The organism is Nostoc sp. DedQUE12b (assembly GCF_034530835.1).
In the GTDB taxonomy this organism is placed as follows: Bacteria; Cyanobacteriota; Cyanobacteriia; order Cyanobacteriales; family Nostocaceae; genus Nostoc.
Genome location: NZ_JAVRCI010000139.1, coordinates 1 through 1,390 on the forward strand (window position 1 = coordinate 1; position 1,390 = coordinate 1,390).

General features: G+C 46.4%; 2 protein-coding genes. Both read left to right on the forward strand.

The window, feature by feature from the left end:
- The coding region (locus RMY16_RS32380; protein ID WP_322739810.1) for a WD40 repeat domain-containing protein at positions 1–357 on the forward strand (357 nt) is incomplete at its 5' end.
- Between the two features lie 334 nt (positions 358–691).
- The gene (locus RMY16_RS32385; protein WP_322668632.1) at positions 692–1,030 is read left to right on the forward strand and encodes a GIY-YIG nuclease family protein; all 339 of its coding nucleotides are present in this window, start codon (positions 692–694) and stop codon (positions 1,028–1,030) included.
- The last annotated feature ends 360 nt before the right edge of the window (positions 1,031–1,390 follow it).

Consider the following 1,390-nt stretch of genomic DNA (forward strand, 5'->3'; position numbering starts at 1 on the left):
GGCGTAGCATTCAGCCCCGATGGCAAGACCATCGCTTCTGCTAGTGGTGACAAAACCGTGAAACTCTGGAATGCGGCTACAGGGAAGGAAATCATCACCCTCAACGGGCATAGCGATTATGTCTTTAGCGTAGCATTCAGCCCCGATGGCAAGACCATCGCTTCTGCTAGTGCTGACAATACCGTAAAACTCTGGAATATGTACCCAAATCACCTGAAGAATTTAATAATTTCTGGTAGCCTCAACGATCTAATGAGCTACAGTTGCAATAGGCTACGTGTTTATTTACAATTAAATCCCAATGTGAGCGATCGCGATCGCACCCTCTGCGATGGCATTGGTACTAAGAGCAATTAGAATGTTCCCTTAGACTTCGCTACCTCGGCTCTGCTCGGCACAAGTCAGGAAAAGTTTTGCTTAAGGAAATCAATTACTGCTACTGCGATCGCACCGATTAAAACAGGCGATCGCACTTTCGGTATTTCGGAGCGATCGCTTACAAAAGTCAAACAATGCACTGATGAAAACAGGCGATCGCTTCACTGGTATTTGCTGACCTAAAGTTGACTCCTATTCAAGTTTTACAAGGATGCTGAAAATTTAGCAGGAGAGTGTTCCCTTCGACTTCGCTCAGGGAACACTTTGCTTAGGAAACACTTTTTTAATAGAAAGCGATCGCGCAAATCAATTTATGGCTTATATGTACATTCTTGAATGTGCTGATGGTAGCTACTACACAGGTAGTACAACGGATCTTGAGCGGCGGCTGTGGCAACATCAACAAGGTGAGGGCGCAAAGCACACGGCAAAACGGTTGCCTGTGAAACTAGTTTTTTGTGAGTATTATCAGTACGTAGTAGATGCTTTTGAGCGTGAGAAACAAGTGCAAGGTTGGAGTCGAAAGAAGAAGCAAGCTCTAATTTCAGGGGATACAAATTTGTTGCATAAGTTAGCTGAATGTCAAAATGAAACTCATTACAGTAGGCTGACTATGACTAGCTTCGACCACAAAAACGCTCCCGCTCCCTGAGCAAAGTCGAAGCTCTCTGAGCAAAGTCGAAGTTCCCTGAGCGAAGTCGAAGCTCCCTGAGCGAAGTCGAAGCTCCCTAAGCGAAGTCGAAGCTCCCTGAGCGAAGTCGAAGCTCCCTGAGCGAAGTCGAAGCTCCCTGAGCAAAGTCGAAGCTCCCTGAGCGAAGTCGAAGGGAGCGACTGAATCTTGTAACAACTTCCGCTTTGCTTGCAGCAACTTCTGCTTTAACGTTTCCGCGTTTTGCGCAAGCTGTAGCAACTTCCGCTTTAACGTTTCCGCGTTTTGCGCAAGCTGTAGCAACTTCTGCTTTAACGTTTCCGCGTTTTGCGCAAGCTGTAGCAACTTCTGCTTTAACGTTTC